At 56.7% G+C, this 6,827-nt stretch carries 5 protein-coding genes; 4 read left to right on the plus strand and 1 reads right to left on the minus strand.

Annotation, left to right across the window (positions count from 1 at the left end; all coding sequences use genetic code 11):
* Window positions 1–55 precede the first annotated feature (55 nt).
* Window positions 56–1,714: an ATP-dependent endonuclease gene (locus GVK32_RS22095; protein ID WP_159872362.1), complete on the minus strand. Its 1,659-nt coding sequence runs from the start codon at window positions 1,712–1,714 to the stop codon at window positions 56–58.
* Window positions 1,715–2,106: 392 nt separating this feature from the next.
* Between GVK32_RS22095 and aqpZ the strand changes: the two genes are divergently transcribed.
* The 4 genes from aqpZ to hcr all read left to right on the plus strand — a co-directional run bounded on the left by aqpZ (window position 2,107) and on the right by hcr (window position 6,610).
* A complete protein-coding gene (gene aqpZ, locus GVK32_RS22100) occupies window positions 2,107–2,802 on the plus strand; it encodes an aquaporin Z (RefSeq protein WP_159872364.1) in 696 nt (231 codons plus the stop codon).
* Between the two features lie 127 nt (window positions 2,803–2,929).
* A complete protein-coding gene (locus tag GVK32_RS22105) occupies window positions 2,930–3,829 on the plus strand; it encodes a lysine exporter LysO family protein (protein ID WP_159872366.1) in 900 nt (299 codons plus the stop codon).
* 148 nt (window positions 3,830–3,977) lie between these two features.
* Entirely contained in the window at window positions 3,978–5,630 is a 1,653-nt protein-coding gene (gene hcp / locus GVK32_RS22110; RefSeq protein ID WP_159872368.1) for a hydroxylamine reductase, read from the plus strand.
* A gap of 11 nt (window positions 5,631–5,641) precedes the next feature.
* Window positions 5,642–6,610: an NADH oxidoreductase gene (gene hcr / locus GVK32_RS22115; RefSeq protein WP_159872370.1), complete on the plus strand. Its 969-nt coding sequence runs from the start codon at window positions 5,642–5,644 to the stop codon at window positions 6,608–6,610.
* The last annotated feature ends 217 nt before the right edge of the window (window positions 6,611–6,827 follow it).

Consider the following 6,827-nt stretch of genomic DNA (forward strand, 5'->3'; position numbering starts at 1 on the left):
CTGGAGATAGCGAAAACATAACCCTGAATTTGCTGCATCCTTACCGCCAGCGCGCTTAATCCGCCCGGCCACGCGCCAGCCACAGCACGCGGGAGAACATTTTCTTCAGCAGCGCCGGCACGGATTCAACCCCGCGCCTCCCGGCTTCCATCGCCACTTCAATCGCCAGGTCCGGCTTTGATGAGCGATGAATAGCTTTGGTGATCACCCGCCGCATATTCATCGGCACGTTTGGCGGCAGCTGCGCCACGCGATGATAAACATCGTTAAAGCCCTGGCGATACATAAAGTGTTCCATGTCCAGCGCCGGCAGCGTTGTCAAATGGTCGCGCTCCAGGTCGCGATCGTCGTTAAGCAGGCTGCGCACCGTCGCGGCGTATTTCTTCCCCGCCTCGTCGCCATCGACCAGAACATGCCATTGAATGCCCATCCGGCTGGCGAACTTAATCAACGGCTTTAGTCCCGACTGGGCAAACTCAATGACCTTCACCCCTTCCGCATCAAAGTGGTGCCCGCACTGTCTGGCCAGTTCGTTGATAACCCAGGTCTCGGTCTCCCCTTCCACCAGCAGCCAGCAGCGGGCAAACAGCGACGAGGCGCGATTGAAGCGAATGTGAAAGGCGATGCGCCGGCTGTCTTCGGCATTCATTCCCCCCGGTCCAAGCCGCCAGGCCGAGACGCGCGACGATTCGCGCACCAGGCGGCAGACGTGCTCAACGGGAGTTAGCGACAGCAGCTCGCCGGAGTTGGTGGTGGTCACGCGCTGCAGCGGCAGCAGGTTGAGCAGATGCCAGGCGACGGAGAGCATAATCGGGTGCAGCCGGGTTTCCGGGTCTTCAATCAGCAGCAGCGGCCGCGCGTCGCGGTCGAGCCGGACCGTGCCCTTGGCCTGCAGCAGAGTAGAGAACAGGCCGAGCAGGATGACCCGGTGGCTTCGCCCGCCGGGCTTATCAATCATCCGGTTGATGATATCCAGATAGCGCCAGCTGCGCTGTTCATCGTGGGAATGGCGGCGCATCAGGCGGTTGCGGGACTGCACGCTGCTCTGCTCGGCAAAATAGTGTTCAAGGAGCTGCACCATGGCCGACAGCCCCTGACGAATCTGGCCGTCGGTTAAATTTTGCGGATGGCTCACCAGCTCCCGGCAGAGATAATCCAGCTGGCGGGCGGTGATTTCAATTTGCGGAGAGTGCGGCACGCTGTCGTTATGGATGCGCCGCATAAAGCGGGCGTCGCGCAGGCGCAGGACCGGCATCAGGCGCACCAGATGGCGCACGAGCTCGTCAATATCCGCCAGCTCCAGCGCTTCCCCTTTGCCGTCAATAAAGCTGCGTAGCGTCATTACGCTGCCATCATCGGCCAGCTCGCCCTCCAGGCGATAGAAAATTCGCTGATAGCCGTCATCACAGGGGACCCAGCTGTCGCTGAGCGGGCGAAAGCGCCGTACCCGATGGTGGCCAGGCTCGCTCTCGCGGAAGGTCAGAATGATGTGCAGATGGTGCTCGCGTCCCTGCACGTCGCCGGGCGGGAACCAGAAATCATCCCGGACAAAATGATAAAGCTCGAACTCTGGCGACAAGAGCAGCGTCAGGGCATCCAGAAGGCTGGATTTTCCCCACGCATTCTCGCCGATCAGCACGTTATTTTGCTCCAGCATCAATGATAAACGATTGATACCGCGAAAACCGACGATCTCCACGCGCTCAAGAAGCATATCCCCTCCGCTCAGTCACCACTTTCTCCTTCAGTTATCAGCAGTATAGCGACACATGCAGGAACATGACACTGCCGTAAACGCCAATATCAGCAGAGGCGAAAAATACCCTTTTCAATATGATTATTGATAAGGGTATTTGTTTAAAAAATAATTCATTCATTGCAGTGGTTACATCTATTATTTTTGTACTACGCTTTTCTTGCACAGTGAATGGTATAAGGATTAACATCACCTTGCCCTAAATCAAATTACATCTATTTATTTAACTGGTTACGGGATGGCGATCGTCCATAAAATAGCGACGCTTTATTTTTATCTTCATCCTTTAGTTGATAAATAAAGATCGGCACGTTAAATCGTGCTCATTAACATTATTATTTGAGGTGGCTATGTTTAGAAAATTAGCAGCGGAATGTTTTGGTACATTCTGGCTTGTGTTCGGTGGCTGCGGTAGCGCGGTTCTTGCAGCAGCCTTCCCGGAGCTGGGAATAGGGTTTGCCGGGGTCGCTCTGGCCTTTGGTTTAACCGTATTAACGATGGCGTTTGCCGTGGGGCATATTTCCGGCGGGCACTTTAACCCGGCGGTGACCTTAGGCCTGTGGGCCGGCGGTCGCTTCCCGGCCAAGGACGTGATCGGTTATATTATCGCTCAGGTGGTTGGCGGTATTATTGCGGCCGGCATTCTGTACGTGGTTGCCAGCGGTAAAGCGGGCTTTGACGCAGCGGCCAGCGGCTTTGCGTCCAACGGCTTTGGCGAACACTCTCCGGGCGGCTACTCAATGCTTTCGGCGATTGTCATCGAAATTGTGCTGACCTGCGGTTTCCTGCTGGTTATTCACGGCGCAACGGATAAAAACGCCCCGGCGGGCTTTGCACCGATCGCTATCGGCCTGGCGCTGACCTTAATTCACCTCATCAGCATTCCGGTAACCAATACCTCCGTCAACCCGGCACGTAGCACCGCGGTCGCTATCTTCCAGGGCGGCTGGGCGCTGCAGCAGCTGTGGCTGTTCTGGGTGATGCCAATCATCGGCGGGATCCTCGGCGGCGTGCTCTACCGCACGCTGCTGGAAAAACGCAGCTAGTCTCACCGTAGACTCACGCTCAGGCCCGGCATAGCCGGGCCTTTCTTTTTGGTGACGGCTTTACTCGGTACAATGATTTGGGTAGTGTCAGTGGCGCTATTTTCATTCTGCAAGGACCAGGCCGTTCATGTTTTCGGGATTATTAATCATTCTGCTGCCGTTGATTATCGGCTATATCATTCCACTTCGTCAGCCGGTAGCGCTTAAAGTCATCGCGCGACTTTTGAGCTGGATTGTCTACGTTATCCTCTTTTTCATGGGGATTAGCCTCGCCTTCCTCGACAATTTAGCCAGCAACCTGCTTTCCATTCTTCATTACGCCGCTGTAAGCGTCGTCGTTATTATGCTGTGTAATATTGCGGCATTAATGTGGCTCGAGCAGAAGATGCCGTGGCGCAGCCAGCATCGGCAGGAGGAATTACCTTCGCGCGTAGCGATGGCAATGGAATCACTGCAGCTGTGCGGCGTGGTGCTTATTGGTTTCCTGATTGGTTTAAGCGGTCTGTCATTTCTGCAGCACGCCACCGAAGCCAGCGAATATACGCTGATCTTCCTGCTGTTGCTGATTGGTATTCAGCTGCGCAATAACGGTATGACCCTGCGGCAAATAGTGCTTAATCGCCGGGGAATGATTGTGGCGGTCGTCGTCATGGCCAGCTCATTACTCGGCGGGATGATCAACGCCTTTATTCTCGACCTGCCGCTTAAAACCGGGCTGGCAATGGCTTCAGGATTTGGCTGGTATTCGCTCTCAGGGATCCTGCTGACCGAATCCTACGGGCCGGTGATTGGCAGCGCCGCGTTTTTTAACGATCTCTCCCGTGAGCTGCTGGCGATTATGCTTATTCCCGGCCTGGTTCGCCGCAGCCGCTCAACGGCCTTAGGCCTCTGCGGCGCGACTTCGATGGACTTTACGCTGCCGGTATTACAGCGCTCCGGCGGCGTTGAAATCGTGCCGGCGGCGATTGTTCATGGCTTTATTCTGAGCCTGCTGGTGCCCATACTGATGGCCTTTTTCTCCGCTTAATACCCCTGTGGCGGTAGTCATCTACTACCGCCAAAATTGCGCTAAATCAATCTCCCTGTAAATTGTATTAGAAATCCCTTTAATCCCTGCGCGCCCGGGCATAACCTTAAACATGTATATTAAATATAACTTTAAAAAAGGTGTGACCATGTTTTGTGTGCAATGTGAACAAACCATCCGTACCCCCGCAGGGAACGGCTGCTCTTACGCGCAGGGTATGTGCGGTAAAACGGCCGAAACCTCCGATCTGCAGGATCTGCTGATTGCCTCCCTGCAGGGCCTCTCCGCCTGGGCCGTTAAGGCTCGTGAATATGGCATCGTTGACCATGAAATTGATAATTTTGCGCCGCGTGCCTTCTTCTCCACGCTGACCAACGTTAACTTCGACTCTCCGCGCATCGTTGGCTACGCGCGTGAGGCCATCGCGATGCGCGAGGCGCTGAAGGCCCAGTGCCTGAATATTGACGCCGGCGCGGCGGTAGACAACCCGATGGCCAGCCTGCAGCTGGTTAGCGACGATTTGGGCGACCTGCAGCGTCAGGCGGCAGAATTTACCCCCAACAAAGACAAAGCAACCATCGGCGAGAATATCCTCGGCCTGCGTCTGCTGTGCCTGTACGGCCTGAAAGGCGCCGCGGCCTATATGGAGCACGCTCACGTTCTGGGTCAGTACGACAACGATATCTACGCTCAGTACCACAAAATTATGGCGTGGCTGGGCACCTGGCCTGACGACCTGAACGCTCTGCTGGAGTGCTCAATGGAAATCGGCCAGATGAACTTCAAAGTGATGAGCATTCTGGACGCCGGTGAAACCACCAAATACGGCCACCCGACCCCGACTCAGGTCAACGTGAAGTCGGTTGAAGGGAAGTGCATCCTGATCTCCGGTCACGACCTGAAAGATCTGTATAGCCTGCTCGAACAAACCGAAGGCACCGGCGTTAACGTCTATACCCACGGTGAAATGCTGCCGGCGCACGGCTACCCTGAGCTGCGAAAATTCAAACACCTGGTCGGTAACTACGGCAGCGGCTGGCAGAATCAGCAGGTTGAATTTGCCCGCTTCCCTGGCCCTATCGTGATGACCTCTAACTGCATCATCGATCCGACCGTTGGCGCCTATGACGACCGTATCTGGACCCGCAGCATCGTCGGCTGGCCGGGCGTAAGCCACCTTGAAGGCGAAAACTTCGCGCCGGTGATCGCCCAGGCGCAGCAGATGGCCGGCTTCCCGTATAGCGAAATTCCGCACCTGATCACCGTTGGCTTTGGCCGTCAGACCCTGCTGGGCGCGGCGGATACGCTGATCGACCTGGTCAGCCGTGAAAAACTACGTCATATCTTCCTGGTCGGCGGCTGCGACGGCGCGCGCGGCGAGCGCAACTACTTCACCGACTTCGCGACCAGCGTTCCGGACGACTGCCTGATCCTGACCCTGGCCTGCGGTAAATATCGCTTCAACAAGCTGGACTTCGGCGATATCGAAGGCCTGCCGCGCCTGGTGGATGCCGGTCAATGTAACGATGCCTACTCGGCGATTATTCTGGCCGTCACCCTGGCTGAAAAACTGGGCTGCGGCGTGAACGACCTGCCGCTGTCGCTAGTGCTCTCCTGGTTCGAACAGAAAGCGATCGTTATCCTGCTGACCCTGCTCTCACTCGGCGTGAAAAACATCGTCACCGGCCCAACCGCTCCGGGCTTCTTCACCCCGGATCTGCTGGCAATCCTCAACGAGAAATTTGGCCTGCGCTCTGTGACGACCGTTGAACAAGACATGCAGCAGCTGTTGAGCGCGTAAGGAGCGATCGAATGACTATGCCAACCCAGCAGTGCCCATGGCGGATGCAGGTACACCACATCCATCAGGAAACCCCCGACGTCTGGACGGTATCGCTGCTGTGCCACGACTGCTATCCCTATCAGGCCGGGCAGTATGCGCTGGTCAGCGTACGCAACTCAGCGGATACGCTGCGCGCCTACACGATCTCCTCTACGCCGGGCGTCAGCGAGTACATTACGCTGACCGTGCGTCGTATTGATGACGGTGCCGGCTCTCAGTGGTTAACCCGTGACGTCAAGCGGGGTGACTACATCTGGCTGTCCGATGCGATGGGTGATTTTACCTGTGCAGATAAGCCGGCGGACCGTTTCCTGATGCTGGCAGCCGGCTGCGGCGTGACGCCGATTATGTCGATGCGCCGGTGGTTGGCGAAGTACCGCCCCGAGGCGGATGTACAGGTCATTTTCAACGTGCGTTCGCCTGAGGACGTCATTTTCGCCGAAGAGTGGCGCCAGTATGCGGTAACCCTGGTGGCGGAAAACAGCGCCACACACGGCTTTGTTGCCGGCCGCCTGACCGCCGATCTGCTGAAAAGCGTACCGGATCTGGCCTCGCGTACCGTGATGACCTGCGGGCCTGCGCCTTATATGGAAATGGTTGAGCAGGAGGTCAGCGCGCTGGGCGTTACGCGCTTCTTTAAAGAGAAGTTCTTTACGCCGCTTGCCCAGACGGCCACCAGCGGGCTGAAGTTTACCAAACTGCAGCCGGCGCAGGAGTTCTATGCACCGGTAGGCACCACCCTGCTGGAGGCGCTGGAAAGCAACAAGGTTCCGGTTACCGTCGCCTGCCGTGCCGGCGTCTGCGGCTGCTGCAAAACCAAAGTCGTTGCCGGCGACTATACGGTCAGCAGCACCATGACGCTGACCGGGCAGGAGATCGCCGACGGCTACGTGCTGGCCTGCTCCTGCCATCCGCAGGGCGATCTGGTTCTGGCTTAGCGGGGAATCATCCTCAACGACAAGCCCCGCCCTGGCGGCAATGCCGATCAGTTAAGGATCGGTTGATCGATCCTTAAACTGCGGCACTATAACGGCTTCCACAACAGGGAGCCGTTTTTATATGCCACTGCTTGATGACCTGCTGAGTTTCAATGACCAGCCATTATTACCCCCACCTTCCACTCAGATTTTTGCTGAGCATCTGCCCGTTGAGTGG

Source organism: Klebsiella sp. 18074 (assembly GCF_902705905.1).
Classification (GTDB): Bacteria; Pseudomonadota; Gammaproteobacteria; order Enterobacterales; family Enterobacteriaceae; genus Klebsiella; species Klebsiella terrigena.